The sequence below is a fragment of the Mangrovimonas sp. DI 80 genome (assembly GCF_001975575.1).
In the GTDB taxonomy this organism is placed as follows: Bacteria; Bacteroidota; Bacteroidia; order Flavobacteriales; family Flavobacteriaceae; genus Mangrovimonas_A; species Mangrovimonas_A xylaniphaga.
On sequence record NZ_MSDT01000007.1, the window covers coordinates 98402 to 119581 of the forward strand.

Annotated in this window: 15 protein-coding genes; 11 read left to right on the forward strand and 4 right to left on the reverse strand. The window is 39.4% G+C overall.

The features are described from left to right. Nucleotides 1-40: 40 nt before the first annotated feature. Entirely contained in the window at nucleotides 41-1429 is a 1389-nt protein-coding gene (mnmE, locus tag BKM32_RS14460; RefSeq protein WP_076664605.1) for a tRNA uridine-5-carboxymethylaminomethyl(34) synthesis GTPase MnmE, read from the reverse strand. Nucleotides 1430-1572: 143 nt separating this feature from the next. Between mnmE and BKM32_RS14465 the strand changes: the two genes are divergently transcribed. After that, nucleotides 1573-2712: a TlpA disulfide reductase family protein gene (locus BKM32_RS14465; RefSeq protein ID WP_076664607.1), complete on the forward strand. Its 1140-nt coding sequence runs from the start codon at nucleotides 1573-1575 to the stop codon at nucleotides 2710-2712. Nucleotides 2713-2770: 58 nt separating this feature from the next. On the opposite strand, the gene BKM32_RS14470 is transcribed toward BKM32_RS14465, so the two are convergent. After that, nucleotides 2771-3418, reverse strand: a complete 648-nt coding sequence (locus BKM32_RS14470; RefSeq protein WP_053977156.1) for a rhomboid family intramembrane serine protease — start codon at nucleotides 3416-3418, stop codon at nucleotides 2771-2773. A gap of 62 nt (nucleotides 3419-3480) precedes the next feature. Here BKM32_RS14470 and BKM32_RS14475 point away from each other — a divergent pair, with 62 nt between their 5' ends. Continuing rightward, nucleotides 3481-4374, forward strand: coding sequence for a lysophospholipid acyltransferase family protein (locus tag BKM32_RS14475; RefSeq protein WP_076664609.1), 894 nt, complete (start codon nucleotides 3481-3483; stop codon nucleotides 4372-4374). Nucleotides 4375-4427: 53 nt separating this feature from the next. Here BKM32_RS14475 and glmM read toward each other — a convergent pair whose 3' ends face one another. Continuing rightward, entirely contained in the window at nucleotides 4428-5816 is a 1389-nt protein-coding gene (glmM, locus tag BKM32_RS14480; protein WP_076664611.1) for a phosphoglucosamine mutase, read from the reverse strand. An 89-nt stretch (nucleotides 5817-5905) separates the two neighbouring features. Here glmM and BKM32_RS14485 point away from each other — a divergent pair, with 89 nt between their 5' ends. From BKM32_RS14485 to BKM32_RS14495, 3 genes are all read left to right on the forward strand, one after another. Continuing rightward, a complete protein-coding gene (locus BKM32_RS14485; RefSeq protein WP_076664613.1) occupies nucleotides 5906-6514 on the forward strand; it encodes an ACP phosphodiesterase in 609 nt (202 codons plus the stop codon). After that, entirely contained in the window at nucleotides 6511-8199 is a 1689-nt protein-coding gene (gene ggt / locus BKM32_RS14490; RefSeq protein ID WP_076664616.1) for a gamma-glutamyltransferase, read from the forward strand. Before BKM32_RS14485 ends, ggt begins: the two co-directional genes overlap by 4 nt. Before the next feature lie 156 nt (nucleotides 8200-8355). Beyond that, on the forward strand, nucleotides 8356-9057 hold the full coding sequence (locus BKM32_RS14495; RefSeq protein WP_076664619.1) for a hypothetical protein: 702 nt from the start codon (nucleotides 8356-8358) through the stop codon (nucleotides 9055-9057). 2 nt (nucleotides 9058-9059) lie between these two features. On the opposite strand, the gene BKM32_RS14500 is transcribed toward BKM32_RS14495, so the two are convergent. After that, nucleotides 9060-9587 (reverse strand): hypothetical protein, encoded by a 528-nt coding sequence (locus BKM32_RS14500; RefSeq protein WP_076664655.1) that lies wholly within the window; start codon nucleotides 9585-9587, stop codon nucleotides 9060-9062. A gap of 266 nt (nucleotides 9588-9853) precedes the next feature. On the opposite strand from BKM32_RS14500, the gene uvrA reads away from it, so the two are divergent. The 6 genes from uvrA (at nucleotide 9854) to BKM32_RS14525 (ending at nucleotide 21180) form a co-directional block, all read left to right on the forward strand. Then, nucleotides 9854-12685, forward strand: a complete 2832-nt coding sequence (gene uvrA, locus BKM32_RS14505; protein WP_076664621.1) for an excinuclease ABC subunit UvrA — start codon at nucleotides 9854-9856, stop codon at nucleotides 12683-12685. Nucleotides 12686-12802: 117 nt separating this feature from the next. After that, a complete protein-coding gene (locus BKM32_RS16400) occupies nucleotides 12803-12970 on the forward strand; it encodes a lmo0937 family membrane protein (protein ID WP_123812133.1) in 168 nt (55 codons plus the stop codon). 187 nt (nucleotides 12971-13157) lie between these two features. Further along, the gene (locus BKM32_RS14510) at nucleotides 13158-13844 is read left to right on the forward strand and encodes a TIGR00730 family Rossman fold protein (RefSeq protein ID WP_053977164.1); all 687 of its coding nucleotides are present in this window, start codon (nucleotides 13158-13160) and stop codon (nucleotides 13842-13844) included. Nucleotides 13845-14156: 312 nt separating this feature from the next. Further along, entirely contained in the window at nucleotides 14157-16916 is a 2760-nt protein-coding gene (locus tag BKM32_RS14515; RefSeq protein WP_253187465.1) for a metalloprotease, read from the forward strand. A gap of 155 nt (nucleotides 16917-17071) precedes the next feature. Beyond that, a complete protein-coding gene (locus BKM32_RS14520) occupies nucleotides 17072-19483 on the forward strand; it encodes a thiamine pyrophosphate-dependent enzyme (RefSeq protein ID WP_076664624.1) in 2412 nt (803 codons plus the stop codon). An 86-nt stretch (nucleotides 19484-19569) separates the two neighbouring features. After that, the gene (locus tag BKM32_RS14525) at nucleotides 19570-21180 is read left to right on the forward strand and encodes a class I SAM-dependent methyltransferase (RefSeq protein ID WP_076664626.1); all 1611 of its coding nucleotides are present in this window, start codon (nucleotides 19570-19572) and stop codon (nucleotides 21178-21180) included.

Genomic DNA, 21180 nt, shown 5'->3' on the forward strand with positions numbered 1-21180 from the left:
TAAGGGTTTTGTTTGTTTTACTTTGTTTTGTTTTTGACCATTATTTTCCGATACAGAAATTAGCAAAAATATTACCCAACAACTCATCATTGGTGACTTGTCCTGTTATTTCTCCAAAATGATATAAGGCCTGGCGTATATCAATGGCTAATAAATCACCTGACAAACCAGTTTCCAAGCCGTATTTCACCTTTTGGATTTCCTCAAAAGCTTTTAACAAGGCGTCGTAGTGGCGTGAATTGGTAACGATGGTTTCGTTATTTCGCAACGCTCCTGTATTGATCAAATCGAGAAGGTTTTTGGTCAAATCCTCTACCCCTTCTCCTGTTTTGGCTGACAGCATTTGTATTTCAGGAATTTCCGCTCTCATTTTGGCCTGTTGTTCGGCATCTATTTTATCCACCTTATTGGCTAAAATAATCAACGGTTTTTGTGGATATTTGTTTTTGATTTTTTCAAGTTCCACCTTAAACTTGTCACTTTGCTCTTGGTATTGTGTACTGTCAAACAAATAAATCACCACTTGAGCCTGCTCTATTTTTTCAAAGGTCTTTTTAATCCCAATACTTTCCACCACATCTTTCGTATCTCGAATTCCAGCTGTGTCAATAAACCTAAAACCAATCCCGCCAATAGAAATTTCATCTTCAATAGTGTCTCTGGTAGTCCCAGCAATGTCGCTTACAATGGCGCGTTCTTCATTCAAAAGCGCATTCAACAAAGTTGACTTTCCAACGTTGGGCTCCCCTACAATCGCTACAGGAATCCCATTTTTGATCACATTTCCAACGGCAAAGGAATCGATTAGTCGTTTCAATACAAACACAATGCGCTCCACCAATTCCTTAAACTGACTTCTATCCGCAAACTCTACATCTTCTTCCGAAAAATCCAGTTCCAATTCAATCAAAGAGGCAAAATTCAACAGTTCTTCACGAAGTTTAGCAATTTCCGAAGAAAAACCACCACGCATCTGCTGCATGGCCACTTGATGCGACGCTTCGTTGTCACTGGCTATTAAATCGGCTACGGCTTCAGCTTGGCTTAAATCGAGTTTACCATTTAAAAATGCCCTAAGGGTAAACTCCCCCGCATTGGCCATTCTACAACCACGTCGTAACAGTAATTGAATGATTTCCTGCTGAATGTAGACACTTCCATGACAGGACACTTCAATCACATCTTCACCCGTATAGGAATTTGGATTTTTAAAAATGGTCACCAAAGCTTCATCCACCACTTTTTCATTGTCCACAATATGACCAAGATGAACCGTATGGGTACGTTGTTTGGATAATTCCTTTCCAGAAACAGAGCGAAACACGCCCGAAGCAATATTAATGGCCTCTGGCCCAGATAAACGAATCACCGCAATGGCGCCACTGCCCGAAGGCGTTGCCAAAGCCACTATAGTATCATTATGAGACATGATGGATAATTTTTAAGCAAATGTATTGCAAAATTGCTGTTTCTGCCCAATTGAGCACCATTTCTTTAGGGTTTCGCCATAAAAGGGTTGACTTTCTAAAGGCAGACTTCCTATATTTGTGCAACTCAAAAACATAAATAACAATGAAAAAAATACTTAGTGTATTATCTCTTTCCCTACTTATTACGGCATGTAAATCGCCTGAGAAACACGATGGCTATGTAATTGATGGAACCGCTGACGGTATTACCAATGGCATTAGAGTTTACCTAAATACCATGGACGACCGCGGAAGACCCGTAGCTCAGGACACAGCCGTGGTAATGGATGGAAAATTTAAATTTGAAGGTTCTATTGCCTCTCCAAAATTATGGTTCCTTTCCATTGATAATGTAAATGGTTTAAAACCTATTTTAATGGAGAATGCCCTCTTTGAAGCTACTGTTTACAAGGACAGCCTGCATGCTTCCAAAGTAACCGGAAGTCACTCCAACGAAATATTTTCTGATTACAACGAGGCAATGAAAACCATGTCTATGGAGCGTCAAAATATCACTTCCGATTTCAGAAAAGCCAGTCAGGCTAAAGATACTGCAGCCATTGCAAAGGCCAGAAAAGACCTTTCGGAGCTTACTACGAGAATGCAGACGTACCCATACGATTTCCTAAAATCAGGAGAACCTTCCTTCTTCTCTTTATTATTAATTGAATCCTTGATTCAAGGAAGAGACAGTGATTTGGCCAAACTTACCGAAGCCTACAATGCCTTGGATGCCGACATCAAAAACTCGGAATATGGTGTAGTTGTTGGTGGAAAAATCAAACAAAAAGAACAAGAGGCTGCTAAAACTGCTTATTTGGAAATAGGAAAACCAGCTCCTGAATTTTCAGCTCCGGATACCAATGGTAATGTGGTTGCTTTAAAAGACCTAAGAGGTAAAGCCACCATTATCGATTTTTGGGCATCTTGGTGTGGTCCTTGTCGTAGAGAAAACCCAAATGTGGTAAAGGTTTATGAAAAATATCATGACAAAGGTCTGGAAATTATTGGCGTATCTTTGGATAAAGAAGGCCAAAAAGACCGTTGGTTACAAGCGATTGAAGCCGACAATTTAACTTGGAACCATGTCTCTAACCTAAAGTATTTCCAGGACCCGGTGGCACAGCAATACAACATCAGATCGATTCCATCAACCTATATTTTGGATGAAAACGGAATTATCGTAGCCAAAAACTTGAGAGGTCCAGCTTTGGAAGCTAAAATTGCAGAGCTTTTGGATTAAGTTCTTTCATCAAACATATACAAACAAAAAAGTCTTCAATATTGAAGACTTTTTTGTTTTATAACTTTCCTGTTTTGTGCATGACATACAAAATAATAATTGGGACTGCCAAAAGCAATACCATGGATAAATTGGTCTGCAATAAATAAGGCGCCAAAATAAGCGTTACCAGATAGCCTCCAACTGCACCACCAAAATGCGCATCGTGACCAATATTACCCACCTTATTTTTCATTCCGTAGATGGAATACAGTAAATACCCAATCCCAAAAAGATAGGCTGGAATTGGAATGGGAATAAAAAACATATACAGACTCATTCCCGGATTCAACAAAATGGCAGAATACAAAATACCGGTTACCGCTCCACTAGCTCCTACAGCGCTGTAATAATATTCATCCTTGTGAAAAAACAGGGAAAACAAGCTTCCCAAAATCAAACTACTGATATAAATAATGATAAAATGAAGGTTTCCCAGATAGCTAATTACCACATCAGCAAAAAAGTAAAGGGTAAGCATGTTAAACAGTAAGTGGGCAGTATCCACATGCAAAAACCCAGAACTGAACATCCTGATTTGCTCTCCCCTCTTGATTCCTCCTACATTAAATTTATAGCGTTCAAAAAAGCCGTAATCGCCAAAACCTTTATAAGAAACAATTACATTGGCTGCAATGATAACGATGGTCACTAAACTTAAATCCATAAACTCAAGAGGTATATTTATATTATAGCATATATTTGCTCCTGCAAATCTAATACTAAAAAATGCAATTTCTTGTCTACATTTTGGTTTACCCAATTATCTGGTTCATTTCCAAACTTCCTTTTAGACTCCTTTACGCCCTCTCCGACTGTATTTTCGTTCTGCTATACTACGTTGTGGGCTACCGCAAAAAAGTAGTGAAGGAAAACCTCAATTTGGTATTCCCCAATAAGTCCAAAGAGGAAATCAACACCATTACCAAGAAGTTTTACCATCATTTATGTGATATGATTGTAGAAGCGCTAAAATCCATGTCGATTACTGAGGAAGAAATGAGAAAACGCTTCACCTTTACCAATGTGGACCTAATACAAAATACAGTGGACGATGGAAAAAGTATTGCTTTAATGTGTGCCCATTACGGAAGTTGGGAATGGATTTTTGTATTGCAAACCTATTGTGATGTCAAGGGATATGCCGTTTACAAACGTTTGGAAAACAAATATTTTGACAAATTGGTCAAAGAAATTAGAGCAAAATACAACAGCTATCTCATTACTACCAAGCAAACCATTCCTGTATTATTGAAAGCAAAATCTAACAAACAACAAATTATCTGCGGTTTTGTTTCCGATCAAACACCAAAACCTAGCAAAGCCTTTCATTGGGGAGAATTTATGGGGATAAAAGTCCCTATGCACACAGGAGCCGAAATGCTGGCCAAACGTTTAGATCTCGCTGTTGTTTTCTTCAAGGTGAAACGTCTCAAGCGTGGGTATTACCAAACCACTTTTGAAACCATTACCCTAAACCCAAAAGAATATGACAATTACGATATTACCGACCATTATTTCAAGTTAGTAGAGGCACAAATCGAAGAAGCTCCAGAATACTACTTGTGGACACATAAGCGTTGGAAACACCGAGACAGTGTCCCTGAGGAATATCAATCCTAAAAATAAAAAGAGCTCCAAATTGGAGCTCTTTTTATTTTTATAAGCATCAGCTTTTAGCTATTTGCAATTGCCTTGATTTCAGCAATAAATCTATCGGCTACAGTATCGGCTTCCTCTTGTGAAGGCGCTTCCGTATAGATTCTAATGATAGGCTCCGTGTTACTCTTTCTTAAATGTACCCATGAGTTGGCAAAGTCGATCTTTACACCATCAATAGTGGTGATTTTTTCATTGGAATACGTTTCTGCCATGGTTTTCAAAATAGCGTCCACGTCCAAATCTGGTGTCAACTCTATTTTCTTTTTGCTCATAAAGTAGTTTGGATAAGAGGCTCTCAAAGCGCTAACCGACAGTTTCTTTTCTGCCAACAAACTCAAGAACAAAGCAATCCCCACCAAAGCATCTCTCCCATAATGCAGTTCAGGATAAATGATGCCGCCATTACCTTCACCTCCAATAATAGCATTGTTTTGCTTCATCAATTCCACAACGTTCACTTCCCCAACAGCACTGGCCTCATAAGTCCCACCGTGTTGTTTGGTGACATCATTCAAAGCTCGGGTAGAACTCATATTGCTTACGGTATTCCCAGGTGTTTTCCCCAACACATAATCGGCACAGGCCACAAGGGTATATTCCTCCCCAAACATCTCGCCTCGCTCATCCATAAAGGCCAAACGGTCTACATCTGGATCTACAACAATACCCAAATCGGCATGTTCTTTTACCACGACTTCGGAAAGATCGGTTAAATGTTCTTTCAGTGGTTCTGGGTTGTGCGGGAAATGCCCATTAGGCTCACAATACAATTTTACGGTTTCCACGCCCAAACGCTCCAACAATAAAGGAACTGCTATTCCTCCCGTTGAATTTACACCATCTACAACCACTTTAAATTTAGCTGCCTTAATGGCATTGGCATTCACTAAATTCAATTTCAAAACTTCATCGATATGCATGTCGATATAGGCATCGTTTTTAGTGATATACCCAAGGCTATCTACATCGGCAAAAGTCATACTGTCCTGTTCGGCAATTTCTAATATTTTGGCACCTTCGGCTCCACTCAAAAATTCACCTTTGGCGTTCAATAACTTCAGGGCATTCCATTGTTTTGGGTTATGACTCGCCGTAAGGATGATTCCTCCATCGGCATGTTCCAAAGGCACTGCTACCTCCACCGTTGGGGTGGTTGACAAGCCTAAATCCACCACATGGATCCCAAGCCCTACCAAAGTGTTCATCACCAAATTTTGAATCATGTCTCCCGAAATTCTGGCATCTCTTCCAACCACCACAGTATGCTGATCCTTTTGACGTTGTTGTTTGAGCCAAGTACCATAAGCCGAAGCAAATTTCACAGCGTCAATCGGTGTTAAATTATCACCAACTGCACCGCCGATAGTACCACGAATTCCTGAAATTGATTTTATAAGTGTCATATGTTTGTATTCTTGATTTCAGCAAAGATAACAATTCAAATTCTTAAAACTATCGGCAAAGTATCGCTTCTAATTTGTAAATTACCCTAATGAATTTTCTCGCACACATCTATCTTTCTGGAGACGACGAACTTGTCCGAATTGGTAATTTTATGGCCGATGGCATTAAAGGTTCCCAATACAAAAGTTTCCCTACAGACATTCAAATAGGTATTTTACTGCACCGCGAAATCGACACCTTTACAGACTCGCACCCCATTGTGAGACAGAGCACCAAACGCTTGCACCCTAATTATAGTCACTACAGCAGTGTGATTGTGGATATTCTTTATGATCATTTTTTGGCCCGAAATTGGACACGCTATTCTGACACACCTTTGAGCGTTTTTGTAGATGCTTTTTATGACAGCCTTTCCAACAATGGAGAATTGCTCACCTCTAGGATAAAACACTTGACGCCCTATATGATTGCTGACAACTGGTTATTGAGCTATGCCAAAATTGAAGGGATACAAAGGGTTTTGAACGGTATGAACAGACGTACCAACCATAAATCCGGAATGCATACGGCCACCTACGAACTGAAACTATATTACACTGAATTTGAAACTGAATTCACCGAGTTCTTTGAGGAACTTAGGGCTTTTTCCAACAACAAGCTCCATCAATTGCAACAACAATACTATCCTTCTCCATGAAACAACTTTTGCCCTACTTACTCCTTAGTATTTTTATATTTTCCTGCACTAAAGCTTCCAAAAATCCCCCCAATGGACTGATTACCGAAAATGCCATGGTGGTCTCCGCAAGAGAGGAAGCTTCCAAAATTGGTGTAGACATTCTGAAGAAAGGCGGTAATGCCTTCGACGCTATGATGGCCACCGAAATGGCTTTGGCGGTTACCTTTCCCTATGCAGGAAATTTAGGTGGTGGCGGGTTTATGGTCTACCGATTGAACAATGGAGAAACTGGTGCTTTGGATTTTCGGGAAAAGGCCCCCTTAGCAGCCTCTAGCGATATGTACTTGGATTCCTTAGGAAATGTTATTCCCAACAAAAGTACGGTTGGCCCTTTTGCTGTTGGAGTACCTGGTACTATTGCAGGACTATTCGCCGCTCATGAAAAATTTGGTTCACTTCCTGTGAAAGACATTTTAGTCCCTGTAATTGAACTAGCAAAGAAAGGGTTTAAGGTTACCAAATACCAAGAAGAACGCTTCGATACCTACGACAGTATTTTTAAAGCTGTAAACGGAAAAGACATCTTGTTTTCATCGTCTATTAAAGCTGGAGATACCATTAAAAATATCTCCATCGCCAACACTTTGGAACGCATTGCCCAAAATGGCAAAAAAGAATTCTACGAAGGCCAAACAGCTCAACATTTAGTAAACTTTATTCAGGAAAAGGGAGGCATCATCACCATGGAAGATTTAGCGCTATACGAAGCCAAGTGGCGTGATCCCATTACATTTCAGTATAAAGATTTACAGATTACTTCCATGTCTCCTCCATCCAGCGGTGGTATTTGTTTAGGACAGATCTTGAAAATGGTTGAGCCTTTCGATCTAAAGTCATATGGACATAATTCCCTAAAAACCATTCAAGTTTTGGTAGAAGCCGAACGACGAGCCTATGCCGATAGAAGCTTCTATTTAGGAGACCCCGATTTTGTGGATATTCCAACCGAAACGCTTTTGGATACTGACTATTTAAAAGAACGAATGGCCAATTTTTCTTTTGAAACTCCCACCAAATCTGAAGCGCTTTCCTATGGAAGTATTGTCGGTTTTGGTAGTAATGAAACCACTCATTATTCTATTGTGGATGCTTTTGGAAATGCGGTATCGGTCACCACTACCCTTAACGGGGCATATGGCTCCAAACTGTATGTGGATGAACTTGGATTTTTCCTAAACAATGAAATGGACGATTTTAGCAGCAAGCCGGGAGTTCCCAACAGCTATGGTCTCTTGGGTGCCGAAGCCAACAGCATATCACCACAAAAACGAATGTTAAGTGCCATGACTCCAACCATTATAGAAAAAAACGGAAAACTATTTATGGTGTTGGGCACACCAGGAGGCTCCACCATCATTACTTCGGTGTTGCAAACCATTTTAAATGTTGAAGAATTTGGGATGGGCATGCAGGAAGCTGTAGATGCCCCGCGTTTTCACCACCAATGGTTGCCAGATGAAATTAGAATGGAGGTGAATTTATTTCCTGAAACACTTAAGAACCAACTCAAAGGACAAGGCTATCCTATCAATGAAACGGCGCCTCCAATCTCTGCGCGGGTTGACGCTATTTTAGTCCTTGACAACGGCACTTTGGAAGGCGGAGCCGACCATAGAGGTGACGATACAGCCGCAGGTTATTAATCGATGCATTTGGATGCTGAGCGTATTAATTTAAAACAATCAAAAAAAACTATTACATTTAAAAGAAAACTGCTTCAGAAAAAGTCTTCTAAGTAGGGAATTCCGAGATATGCCTCAAAACCTTAAAATCTCTAGTAAAGATCAAAACCAACGTGTATGCGATTGAGCAAGCCCTTAAAAATAATCTTAGGTGTCATCATCTTTTTTACTTTGCCTAGCCTCTTGCTCTTTGGTTTCGCCTATTTTAAATATGGAGAACCTTTGCCTGTAGCTTCCCCAAGTGAAGCTGCCGATATTATGGCAAAAAATATGTTGGACGCACTTAATTATGAAGCATACAAGCAAACAAACTTTATTGAATGGACCCACAAGAAACGTCGACATTACAAATGGAAAAAAAAGGAAGGCAGTTGTACAGTTTACTGGAAAGACTACAAAGTAGACCTGAACCTTTCCGATTATAGCAAAAGCAAATGCTATGTCCATAATTTTCAGGTTGACGGAGACACTGGCGATGACCTTTTGGAAGATGCTATCACATACTTTGAAAATGATTCCTTTTGGTTGGTAGCTCCCTATACCATTTTTGATGAAGGAGTCACCAGAAGCATTGTGACTCTAGAAGATGGCAGTAAAGGATTAATGGCCACCTATTCTCCCAAAGAATCCTATGTTTGGAAACTAGACACCAATAACTTCCCCAAAAGCTTAAAAATGTGGACCAAAAAACTTCCTTTCGGAGGCATTGAAATGTCTTGGAAAGATTGGACCACCACCGAAAGTGGGGCCCAATTGCCTACCTTTCACAAGTTCTTGGTATTTGGAATTCAGCTGAACCATATTACGGCTACCAAATAACCCTACTTGGCAGATTTCTGACCAACGAATTGATTATTTTTCAACTTAAACAGTACATTAAAGGTAGTTAAGCTGCCATAAATACGGGTAATGTATTGCTGCAAATCTATCTTTTCACTTTCGTCCAAATTACTACTATTGATCTTTTGTTCCATTACTCGTAAGCGGTCACGGACCATAGTGATTTTATGAAAAAAACTGTCGATTGGAATTTCCTTACTCTGCAGTGAACTGTCTTCTGGTTGCAAAATCATGGTCCCTCCTTTCCATTTATCACCAATTGGCACCACTTCGGTCACATCGCTCCAACGTTTTAAAATTTGCACCAAACTACTCTCTACTTCGGCAAAACTAATAGTGTCCACATCATCTTCCATAGCCTCGATGACTTCAAACTCACTATCCAAATCGATTGTTTCCAATCCATTTTCAATAAAAGTCACCCAATAGTGCTTGGAGGTTACGTTGGTCACGACCCCTTTTCCCAATTCTGGATGGTCTATCCTCGACCCTATTCCCAATAATTTCATATGCTTTATTTTTTGACCTGTTTTTAATAGGTATTGATTAATTTTTAAATACAATTGACACATTAACTATGTACCAGCACAAGTATAACAATTTTTGAAGCATTTTCTAAGAGCTTTAAACCTAAATACAGTAGTTTTTCACTGTTTTAATTGGCTTTAAAAACAGAACTTATCTACCTCAGTTATACAATAATTAACAGTATACAAAATAAGGGTTACTTCCTTTTTCAGTTCATAATCTGTACCTTTGCAACTTTGCCAATTTTATGAGCGCATTTGAAGAACATATTGAAGTAAAAGGTGCCCGAGTGCACAATTTAAAAAACATCGATGTTACCATCCCTAGGGAACAATTGGTAGTCATTACAGGACTTTCTGGAAGTGGGAAGTCGTCTTTGGCTTTCGACACCATTTACGCCGAAGGACAGCGTCGCTATATTGAGACCTTTTCGGCCTATGCCCGCCAATTTTTGGGTGGCTTGGAACGCCCCGATGTAGATAAGATTGACGGCCTTTCCCCTGTGATTGCCATAGAGCAAAAAACCACCAGTAAATCGCCAAGATCCACCGTGGGAACCATTACTGAAATTTATGATTTCTTAAGGCTCCTTTATGCCAGAGCGAGTGATGCCTATAGCTACAACACTGGTGAAAAAATGGTGAGCTATAGCGATGAGCAAATCAAAGCACTTATCACAGAAAGTTACGAAGGCAAACGCATCAATATTTTGGCACCTGTCATCAGATCGCGAAAAGGACACTACCGCGAGTTGTTTGAACAGATTGCCAAACAAGGCTTTGTAAAAGTACGTACCGATGGTGAAATCAAGGACCTTGTGAAAGGCATGAAACTTGACCGATACAAAACCCACGATATCGAAATTGTCATCGACCGATTGAAAATTGATGCTTCGGCCGACAACGATAAACGATTGACAGAAACTATTAATACAGCCATGTACCATGGTGATGATGTCTTGATGATTTTGGATCAAGACACTCAGGAAGCGCGTTATTTTAGTAGAAATTTAATGTGTCCTTCTTCCGGTATTTCTTACCCCAATCCAGAACCCAACAATTTTTCATTCAACTCACCTAAAGGTGCCTGTCCAAAGTGTAATGGGATTGGCAGACTGTATCAAGTCAATGAAAAGAAAATTGTTCCAGACGATACACTCTCCATTAAAAATGGCGCTTTAGCTCCTCATGGACCTCAAAAAAACAGTTGGATTTTCAAACAGTTAGAAGTTATTGGACAACGCTTCAATTTCGACCTTAACACCCCTTACAAAGACATTCCCGAGGAAGCCAAACAAATGATTCTTTATGGGGGCAATGAAAAATTCTCCATTCAAAGTAAAACATTAGGCGTGACCCGTGATTATAAAATCGATTTTGAAGGGGTTGCTAAATTTATAGAAAGTCAGTACCACAATTCCGATTCTACCTCCTTGAAAAGATGGGCTAAGGAATACATGGACAAAGTGGTTTGTGACGAATGTGAAGGATCTCGACTGAGAAAAGAATCCCTATACTTCAAAGTCAACGGATTGAGCATTGCCGATTTGGCACATAAGGACATTGTAGATCTGTCCCAATGGTTTGCAGATTTACATAATCACCTTAGTGACAAACAGCTTAAAATTTCAGAAGAAATTATCAAGGAAATCAAGGCCCGCCTTCAGTTTTTATTGGATGTGGGATTGGATTACCTTTCCTTAAATCGCAGCTCAAAATCGCTTTCTGGAGGCGAGGCGCAGCGTATAAGATTAGCCACACAAATTGGTTCACAATTGGTAGGGGTGCTTTATATCTTGGATGAACCAAGTATAGGATTACACCAACGTGACAACGAAAAATTGATCAATTCCCTAGTATCATTACGAGATATCGGGAACTCTGTGATTGTGGTAGAACATGATAAGGACATGATAGAACGTGCCGATTATGTAATCGATATTGGTCCAAAAGCAGGAAAACACGGAGGGGAAATCATTAGTATTGGAACTCCCGAGGAACTCAAAACCCACCACACCCTTACCGCCGATTATCTAAACGGTTGTAAACAGATTGAAATTCCGAAAAAACGCAGAAAAGGCAACGGAAAATCCATCGAGTTGAAAGGCTGCACTGGAAACAACCTCAAAAATGTATCTGTGACCTTTCCTCTAGGAAAAATGATTGGTGTTACGGGGGTGTCAGGAAGTGGAAAATCCACCTTGATCAACGAAACCCTCTACCCCATTATGAATGCCCATTATTTTAACGGGGTTAAAAAACCGATGCCTTACACAAGCATCAAAGGATTGGAGCATATTGACAAAGTTATCGATATCAATCAATCCCCTATTGGGCGTACCCCGAGAAGTAATCCGGCGACTTACACTGGAACCTTTAGCGAAATACGCAGTTTATTTGCCAAAGTACCGGAAGCCATGATTCGCGGCTACAAACCTGGACGTTTTAGCTTTAATGTGAAAGGTGGGCGTTGTGAAACCTGCCAAGGTGGCGGACTTCGCGTGATTGAAATGAACTTTTTACCTGATGTTTACGTTGAATGCGAAACCTGTCAAGGGAAACGTTTCAACAGGGAAACTCTAGAAATTCGCTACAAAGGCAAATCGATTAGTGATGTCTTGAACATGACTATTAACGAAGCTGTAGACTTCTTTGAGCATATTCCTAAAATCCATAAAAAACTGAAAACTATTCAGGATGTTGGATTGGGCTACATCACATTGGGGCAACAGAGTACCACGCTTTCTGGAGGGGAAGCCCAACGCATCAAACTGGCTACAGAATTGAGCAAACGGGACACCGGTAACACCTTCTACATTTTGGATGAACCTACTACAGGATTGCATTTTGAAGATATCCGGGTGTTGATGCTGGTACTTAACAAATTGGTTGACAAAGGCAACACCGTACTGATTATAGAACATAACTTGGATGTCATTAAAACCGTTGACCATATTATCGATGTTGGTTATGAAGGCGGAAAAGGTGGCGGACAAATTATTGCGGAAGGTACTCCTGAAGAGATTATCAAAAACAAAAAAAGCCATACAGCCAGGTTTCTTAAGAAAGAATTGGAGTAATATTTTTTGATAAAAAATTAGTTTTCAACAATTTAAACTAGTAAAAATCAACATTTTACTATTATTTAGGAAAATTCTTTAGTATATTAGTATCATAACATCAAAACCACAACTATTATGAGAAGTATACTTTGGCTTGTTGCCGTTATTTGTATCCTTGTTTGGATTCTGGGATTTTTCGGGATCGTGGAAGGAATTGGAACTAGTAGCTTAATCCATATTTTGCTCGTTATTGCCGTTATCGCAATTCTTTACAACATCATCTCGGGCAGGAAACCATTATAGAAACATCTTTATATAAATAACTTTCAAATTAAGAAAAGGCGGAATTCATTCCGCCTCTTTTTTTACCGTAAAGTCACTCCCATTTAACATGCTTACCAAATTTTAATTTGTATCTTGAAATCCTTAAAAAAGGGCAGTTTTAAGAATTTTGAATACAACGCCCTGATACCTTTTTAAAATTTCAAATATGACCAGAGAACAACATCACAGACGATGGAACGAGATAAAAACCAATGATTCATGGGCCATTTTTAAAATCATGGGAGAATTTGTTAATGGCTACGAAAAATTAAGCCTTATAGGTCCCTGTGTATCCATCTTTGGATCGGCCAGAACAAAACCTGACCACAAATATTATAAACTGGCCGAAAACATTGCCGAGAAAATTGTCAACCAAGGCTACGGTATCATTACAGGTGGTGGCCCTGGGATTATGGAAGCTGGGAACAAAGGCGCCCATATTGCCGGAGGCACTTCGGTAGGACTCAACATAGAATTACCGTTCGAACAGCACGACAACCCTTATATCGATTCTGATAAGAGCTTGGATTTTGACTATTTCTTCGTACGAAAGGTCATGTTTGTAAAATACTCACAAGGCTTTGTAGTGATGCCCGGAGGTTTCGGGACTTTGGATGAATTGTTTGAATCCATCACCCTTATCCAGACCCATAAAATTGAGCGTTTCCCTATTATTTTGGTGGTGAGCGAATTTTGGAACGGCCTCATGGATTGGATCAAATCTACCCTTTTGGAAGCTGGCAACATAAGCCCTGAAGATTTAGACCTTTTTCATATTGTGGACACCCCGGAAGAAGTTATTGATATTCTAGACGAATTCTACCAAGAATTCAACTTGAGTCCAAATTTTTAACACACTTAACTCTCTGTTTCAAAACAAGATAACAAAAACCACAGGTTTCAACATTAAATCTATGATATTAAAGGTTTTCTTTTCACACAAAACTTTGTAATATTATATTTTATATGGAAGGATGCAGGGCGTTTTGTAACTCTCCAAAAAACTATAATTAAAAAAATACGTTAGTAAAGTAACTTGCCTTTTGCCATGTTTTGTGCCTTTGGCAAGCCGATTAATGATTGTTCTAGCACATTGAAAATATATTTCAAACTCATTCTCGTGCTCTTGATTAGCACCTCCGCTTTTTCTCAAAACAAAATTGAGATGCAAGCCATTTTCGATGTTCCCAACAAAACCATTCAAATTAAGCAGTACATTGCTTGGAAGAATACCTCAAAGGACACCTTAAAAACCATCTACCTAAACGATTGGAACAATAGTTATTCTACCAAAAACACACCTTTGGCCACTCGTTTTACGGAAGAATTCAATAACAAGTTCCACTTTGCCAAAAGCGACCAACGTGGCTATACCATAGTAACTTCGGTAAAGGACACCTTGGGTGTTGAGTTACCTTACGACCGAATAAAGGACCATCTGGATGTTTTAAAAATAGACTTGAATACGCCTTTGCCTCCCGGCGAAAACTATACTATTATTTTACATTACAACCTACTGGTTCCTAATAACACATTTACTGGTTATGGGGTTTCTGACGGTATTGATTTTAATCTGAAGTATTGGTATTTGGCACCAGCCGTATATGATGGCGAATGGCATTATTACAGTAATAAAAACCTGGATGATTTCTATACGCCACCTGCCGAAATAACCTTGGAAGTAGTACACCCTAGAAACTATGCCTTGATTTCTGAACTTAATACCATTTCGTTAAGACAAACTGACTCTACCCAAACTGTAGTTTTGAATGGTAAAAACAGGGTAAACACCAATTTTGTTCTGACGAAATTCCCCAATTATAAATATGTAAAAGCCAATAATGTCACGGTGGTTACCAACATTGATGACGGCGGGCTAAAGCCTCATGAAAGAGCCTTGGTTGTAGACAAAATTGTCAACTTTATGAGCGAGAACATGATTCCATATCCACATGAGCGCCTTTTACTTACAGAAATCGAGTACAAAAAGAATCCGCTGTACGGACTCAACCAGTTGCCAAACTTTATTCGACCTTTCCCCGATGGATTTCAGTACGAATTGAAATTGTTGAAAACAGCCCTTAACAATTATCTGGAAAATACCTTGCTCCTCAATCCAAGGGATGATTATTGGTTTAAGGATGGATTGCAGGTGTACTTCTTGATGAAATATATTGAGGAGTATTACCCAGACATGAAATTTCTCGGGATGTTGGCAGACATTTGGGGAATACGGGCTTTTCACGCTTCAGACCTTAAGTACAACGATCAATACAACCTGTTTTTCATGCAAATGGCACGTACCAATAGAGATCAACCGCTTACCATGCCCAAAGATTCCCTATTAAAATTCAATGCCAATATTGCGGGTAAATATAAAGCAGGAGTTGGTCTAAAGTATTTGGGTGATTTTATCCAACCTGAAATTTTGGACCAAACCATTTCCCAATATTTTGAAGCGCATCATGAACAGCTTTCTTATTCCAAAGATTTTGAAGCCCTATTGAAACAAAACACCTCCAAAGACATTGATTGGTTCTTTGAAGATTACATCAATACGAGGAAGAAAATTGATTTTAAAATCAAAAATGTAAAACGGGAAAATGATTCCATAAGCCTGACCATAAAAAACAAACGGCATAACTCAATGCCGGTATCCTTTTTTACAATGGCAGAGGACAGTGTGCTTTCCAAAACTTGGATTGAGAATATTCATGGCAGTAGGACCATAAAAATTCCAGAAGACAGTGTTGACAAATTGGTACTTAACTATGATAAAGTTATTCCTGAAATTAACCTAAGAGACAATTGGAAATCTCCCAAAGGCTGGTTTTTTAATAACAAACCTTTGCAAATTCGTCTATTCAAGGATATTGAAGATCCTAACTACAACCAAGTATTCGTGATGCCAATTATTGAATACCGCAACATTTACGATGGGTTGACTCTTGGTACCAAACTCTACAACAAAACCTTATTGCGCAAGCGTCTTAACTATAAGTTTTCACCTAAATACGCTACCCATTCCAATATTTTAACGGGATCCGCATCGGTATCCTATACTCATAATTTGGAAAATCAGGATTTATACAACATTACATACGGCTTACATTCCAGCTATTCTTCTTTTGCTAAAGATGCCTTTGTGTCTATTTTTACTCCTTCCCTAACCTTTAGTTTTAGGGATGACAAGAACTTTAGATCCAACCAATCGCAATATATCAACATGCGCTATGTAGATATTTCAAGAACCTATAACGATCCTTTAGTAGTACCGTCCGAAACGCCGGATTATGGTGTTTTCAATATACGCTACATCTACGCTAACCCAGGTTTGGTGAACTATTCCAAATGGTATACCGATTTTCAGTTGGCTGACAAATTTGGAAAGTTGGCCGTGAATTATGAGTACAGAAAGCTTTACCAAAACAACCGCCAATTAAATTTGAGATTCTTTGCAGGAACTTTTATCTACAATAACAACGAAGATGATTCCGATTATTTTAGTTTTGCACTAGATAGACCTACGGACTACCTTTTTGATTATGATTATTTGGGACGCTCTGAGCAATCAGGGATCTTTAGTCAACAAATTATCATCGCGGAAGGAGGTTTTAAATCGAAATTGGATCCGGCATTTGCCAACCAATGGATGGCAACCATGAACCTGAGTACCACCATTTGGCGCTATATTGAAGCCTATGGAGACATGGGAGTTGTAAAAAACAAATATAATAATGCCGAATTTGTCTACGACTCGGGTATCAAACTCGATTTGGTCACCGATTATTTTGAAATCTACTTCCCCATCTATTCCAATTTAGGATGGGAAGTCGGCCAACCGGAATACGACCAAAAAATTCGCTTTAAGTTTACGGTAGACCCTAAAGCGCTTCTAGGACTGTTCCGCAGAAGGTGGTTTTAGCGATTTCTCAGCGAAAATGCTATTTTTTGCATTATTATAATTATTTTACAAAAAAAGAGTATTTTTCTTATCAAATCATCAAAATTATAACACATTCCATCGTTGTAAAGCTTCGAAAGATTACCTAAATTTGCAACAACTATAAAATCGACACTATGCAAACTGAAACAACCACTATACAAGACATAACCTTTGATGATTTTAAACAAGAAGTTATCAATGATTATAAAACTGCTGTCACCAGTAGAGAGTGTAGTTTGCTAGGAAGAAGAGAAGTACTTACTGGGAAAGCTAAGTTTGGAATTTTTGGAGACGGAAAGGAAGTACCTCAATTAGCCTGGGCCAAAGCTTTCAAAAATGGAGACTTTAGATCTGGCTATTACAGAGACCAAACTTTTATGATGGCCATTGGCGAATTGACCGTGCAACAGTTTTTTGCTGGTTTATATGCACATCCTAGCCTTGAAGCCGATCCAATGTCTGCCGGACGTCAAATGGGAGGTCACTTTGGCACCCATAGTTTAGATGCCAATGGCAATTGGAAGGACTTGACCAAACAAAAGAACTCAAGTGCCGACATCTCTCCTACCGCTGGCCAAATGCCACGATTGCTGGGATTGGCACAAGCCTCTAAAATCTACCGAAATGTAAAAGGGATTGATACTACTAACTTTTCTGTAAAGGGAAATGAAGTCGCTTGGGGAACCATTGGAAATGCTAGTACCAGTGAAGGTTTGTTTTTTGAAACCATCAATGCTGCAGGTGTATTACAAGTACCAATGGTAATTAGTGTTTGGGATGATGAATATGGTATTTCTGTACACGCCAAATATCAAACTACCAAAGAAAGCATTTCCGAAATATTAAAAGGATTCCAAAGAGATGAAAACGGTAATGGTTACGAAATCCTAAAAGTAAACGGTTGGGATTATGTAGCCTTGATTGAAACGTATCAAGAAGCGGCTCGCATCGCCAGAGAAGAGCACGTTCCTGTGTTAATTCACGTATTGGAATTAACCCAACCACAAGGGCACTCTACTTCAGGATCGCATGAGCGTTATAAGAGTAAAGACCGTTTGGAATGGGAAACAGAGCACGACTGTATCTCAAAAATGCGCGAATGGATGCTTGCCAACAATATGGCTACCGAAGAGGAATTGCGCGAGATAGAAAAGACCATAAAGAAAGATGTTAGAAACATCAAGAATTTGGCTTGGGATGCTTATCTAAAGCCTATAAAAGAAGAACAGCAGCAAGCAATCACCTTGCTTAACCAATTGGCAAATTCTAGCCACAACAAGGCATTTATTAGCAAATTGGCCAATGAGCTTTCAGAAAAAAAAGAACCTATACGAAAAGATGTTATTTCTGTAGCTAGAAAGGCGTTGCGTTATGTAATTTCAGAAAATACTGCTGAAAAAACAGCCCTTCAAAATTGGATTAACACCTTCTTTGAAGAAGTACAACCTAAATATAGTTCACATCTATACTCAGAAAATGAAAAGTCGGCTTTAAATGTAAAAGAAGTTGTTCCTAGTTACGCCGATAATGCAACTGAAGTGGATGGCCGTGTGGTGATCCGTGATAACTTCGATGCTATCTTCAACAAATATCCAAACACTTTGATTTTTGGTGAAGATTCTGGAAATATTGGAGATGTTAACCAAGGTTTGGAAGGCTTACAGGAAAAATACGGTGACCTTCGTATTTCTGATGCAGGAATTAGAGAAGCTACCATTTTAGGACAAGGAATTGGAATGGCCATGAGAGGTTTAAGACCCATTGCCGAAATCCAATATTTGGACTACCTAATGTACGCACTTCAAATTATGAGTGACGATTTGGCTACGCTACATTATCGTACGGCCGGTAGACAAAAAGCACCTTTAATTGTAAGAACCCGTGGCCACAGACTGGAAGGTATCTGGCACTCTGGTTCCCAAATGGGAGGTATCATCAATTTGGTTCGCGGTATGCATGTTTTAGTACCTCGCAACATGACCAAAGCTGCTGGTTTCTACAACACATTGTTGGAAAGTGACGAGCCTGCTTTGATTGTGGAATGCCTAAACGGATACAGACTTAAAGAAAAAATGCCAGAAAACCTTGGGGAGTTCAAAACACCTATTGGTGTCGTGGAAACCGTTAAGGAAGGTGCAGATATTACTTTGGTGTCTTACGGGTCGACTTTAAATATCGTAGCGCAAACAGCTAAGGATCTATTGGAAGTTGGTATCGATGCTGAAGTTATTGATGTACAGTCATTGTTACCATTCGATTTGAACCACGACATCTTGAAAAGTGTTCAAAAAACCAATCGTTTGATGGTAATTGATGAGGATGTTCCAGGAGGTGCTTCGTCTTATATTTTGGATGAAATTTTAAATACCCAAAATGCATTCCAATATCTAGACAGTCAACCTCAGACATTGACAGCTAAACAGCACAGACCTGCCTACGGTACAGATGGTGACTATTTCTCAAAACCTTCTGCCGAAGACATTTTTGAAGCGGTTTACAACATGATGCATGAAACAAACCCTACAAACTTCCCAAGTTTGAGATAAACAATTTGTTATCAACTTTATATACAAAACCTTTTAGGACTTCCTAAAAGGTTTTTTTATATTTATAAGGAACTCACATTCCTTGTATGCTTACTCAACATGACAAACAGCGGTTAAGAAGCTCTATTTTTAGGCATCTTGACGGTATTGCTACGGCTACCACTTCCTGTGCATTGCATGAAAAGGGTGTGCTCAATTACATTCTGGAACAGCAACAAGTAGATCTAGAACAACTTACAATAAAATTCAAGGCCAATGAGGGCTATTTAAATGTGGCTCTGCGAATTCTTTGTGCTCAAGGCTGGCTGAACCAAGAACCAATAACAAAGAACAATACCATTCACTACGCTATTAATGACCAAAGTGAAAAGGCTTTTCAACTTATTCCACTGTACAAAGAAGCTGTTCAACTTCTATCCTATTCCGTGAAATTTCCAGAGGAACGTATTGGTCCGGATGCCTTTTTAGCATTGGAACGTATTTTCAAGAACTATGAAAATCATTTTGGATTGAAAAAACCTCCAGAAGATAGTCTGGAATTCCAAATTCTGAAACATATTGAAGGGGTAATAGTAGCCCCAATTATTGTACTGATGGGAGTTCGTGGGCTGTTCCACAAATATTTTATGGAAGGCTCTTTTACTGCCGAAGAATACCATAGAAACCCTGAAAGTTTTAAAAAGATCCTCGACTTTTTTAGTTATTTGGGATGGTTTACCAAAAAGAAGAACACTTATCAATTTACCGATACAGGTTTGTTTTTTGCTAAGCGAGCCACTGCTTATGGTGTTACCGTTTCCTACCTTCCAACCTTTGTAAATCTTGAAGAGCTAATTTTTGGAGATCCCCTCATCTTAAAAACCGATAATATAAACGAAACGGAAAAGCATGTAGACAGAGAAATGAATGTTTGGGGCAGCGGTGGCGCCCATTCCACCTATTTCAAGGTCATAGATGAAGTGATTATTGAATTGTTCAACAAACCAATTGACGAGCAACCTAAAGGAATTTTAGACATGGGCTGTGGCAACGGAGCTTTCCTTCAACATATTTTCGATGTCATCGAACACCAAACCCTAAGGGGAAAAATGCTAGAGGAACATCCTTTACTTTTGGTTGGTGCCGACTTGAACCAAGCTGCATTGAAAGTCACCAGAGCCAATTTAATTTCTGCCGATATTTGGGCCAAAGTAATTTGGGGCGATGTAGGCAGACCTGATTTATTGGCGCAAGACCTAAAAGAAGATTATGGTATCGATTTAGGAGATTTATTGAATGTAAGAACCTTTTTGGATCATAACAGGATTTGGACAGCACCTAGAATTCCATCCCTAAGAACCAGTATCTCTTCTGGTGCTTTCGCTTACAGAGGTGAGCGCCTTCAAAACAGTTTGGTTGAAGATTCGCTCCTAGAACATTTTCAGCGCTGGAAACCCTATGTGGAACGGTTTGGCCTACTCATTATAGAATTGCACACTATTGCTCCCGAATTGATAAGCAAAAACCTAGGCAAAACTCCGGCTACTGCTTATGACGCCACCCATGGCTATAGCGACCAATATATTTTGGAAATTGATATCTTTATAGCCTTGGCGAAAGAGGCCGGATTGGCCCCAGAAGCACAGTATGCCTCTAAATTCCCCAACAGCGACCTAGCAACCGTAAGTATTAATTTATTTAAAGGAGTTTCATCCTAG

What these genes read in the sequence shown, in the direction of transcription:
- BKM32_RS16400 (WP_123812133.1), top strand. Translation starts at nt 12,803, where the DNA reads ATGAGAAGTATACTTTGGCTTGTTGCCGTTATTTGTATCCTTGTTTGG.
- BKM32_RS14500 (WP_076664655.1), bottom strand. Translation starts at nt 9,587, where the DNA reads ATGAAATTATTGGGAATAGGGTCGAGGATAGACCATCCAGAATTGGGA.
- BKM32_RS14515 (WP_253187465.1), top strand. Translation starts at nt 14,157, where the DNA reads ATGCAAGCCATTTTCGATGTTCCCAACAAAACCATTCAAATTAAGCAG.
- uvrA (WP_076664621.1), top strand. Translation starts at nt 9,854, where the DNA reads ATGAGCGCATTTGAAGAACATATTGAAGTAAAAGGTGCCCGAGTGCAC.
- BKM32_RS14520 (WP_076664624.1), top strand. Translation starts at nt 17,072, where the DNA reads ATGCAAACTGAAACAACCACTATACAAGACATAACCTTTGATGATTTT.
- BKM32_RS14475 (WP_076664609.1), top strand. Translation starts at nt 3,481, where the DNA reads ATGCAATTTCTTGTCTACATTTTGGTTTACCCAATTATCTGGTTCATT.
- BKM32_RS14465 (WP_076664607.1), top strand. Translation starts at nt 1,573, where the DNA reads ATGAAAAAAATACTTAGTGTATTATCTCTTTCCCTACTTATTACGGCA.
- BKM32_RS14525 (WP_076664626.1), top strand. Translation starts at nt 19,570, where the DNA reads ATGCTTACTCAACATGACAAACAGCGGTTAAGAAGCTCTATTTTTAGG.
- BKM32_RS14470 (WP_053977156.1), bottom strand. Translation starts at nt 3,418, where the DNA reads ATGGATTTAAGTTTAGTGACCATCGTTATCATTGCAGCCAATGTAATT.
- BKM32_RS14510 (WP_053977164.1), top strand. Translation starts at nt 13,158, where the DNA reads ATGACCAGAGAACAACATCACAGACGATGGAACGAGATAAAAACCAAT.
- ggt (WP_076664616.1), top strand. Translation starts at nt 6,511, where the DNA reads ATGAAACAACTTTTGCCCTACTTACTCCTTAGTATTTTTATATTTTCC.
- mnmE (WP_076664605.1), bottom strand. Translation starts at nt 1,429, where the DNA reads ATGTCTCATAATGATACTATAGTGGCTTTGGCAACGCCTTCGGGCAGT.
- BKM32_RS14495 (WP_076664619.1), top strand. Translation starts at nt 8,356, where the DNA reads ATGCGATTGAGCAAGCCCTTAAAAATAATCTTAGGTGTCATCATCTTT.
- BKM32_RS14485 (WP_076664613.1), top strand. Translation starts at nt 5,906, where the DNA reads ATGAATTTTCTCGCACACATCTATCTTTCTGGAGACGACGAACTTGTC.
- glmM (WP_076664611.1), bottom strand. Translation starts at nt 5,816, where the DNA reads ATGACACTTATAAAATCAATTTCAGGAATTCGTGGTACTATCGGCGGT.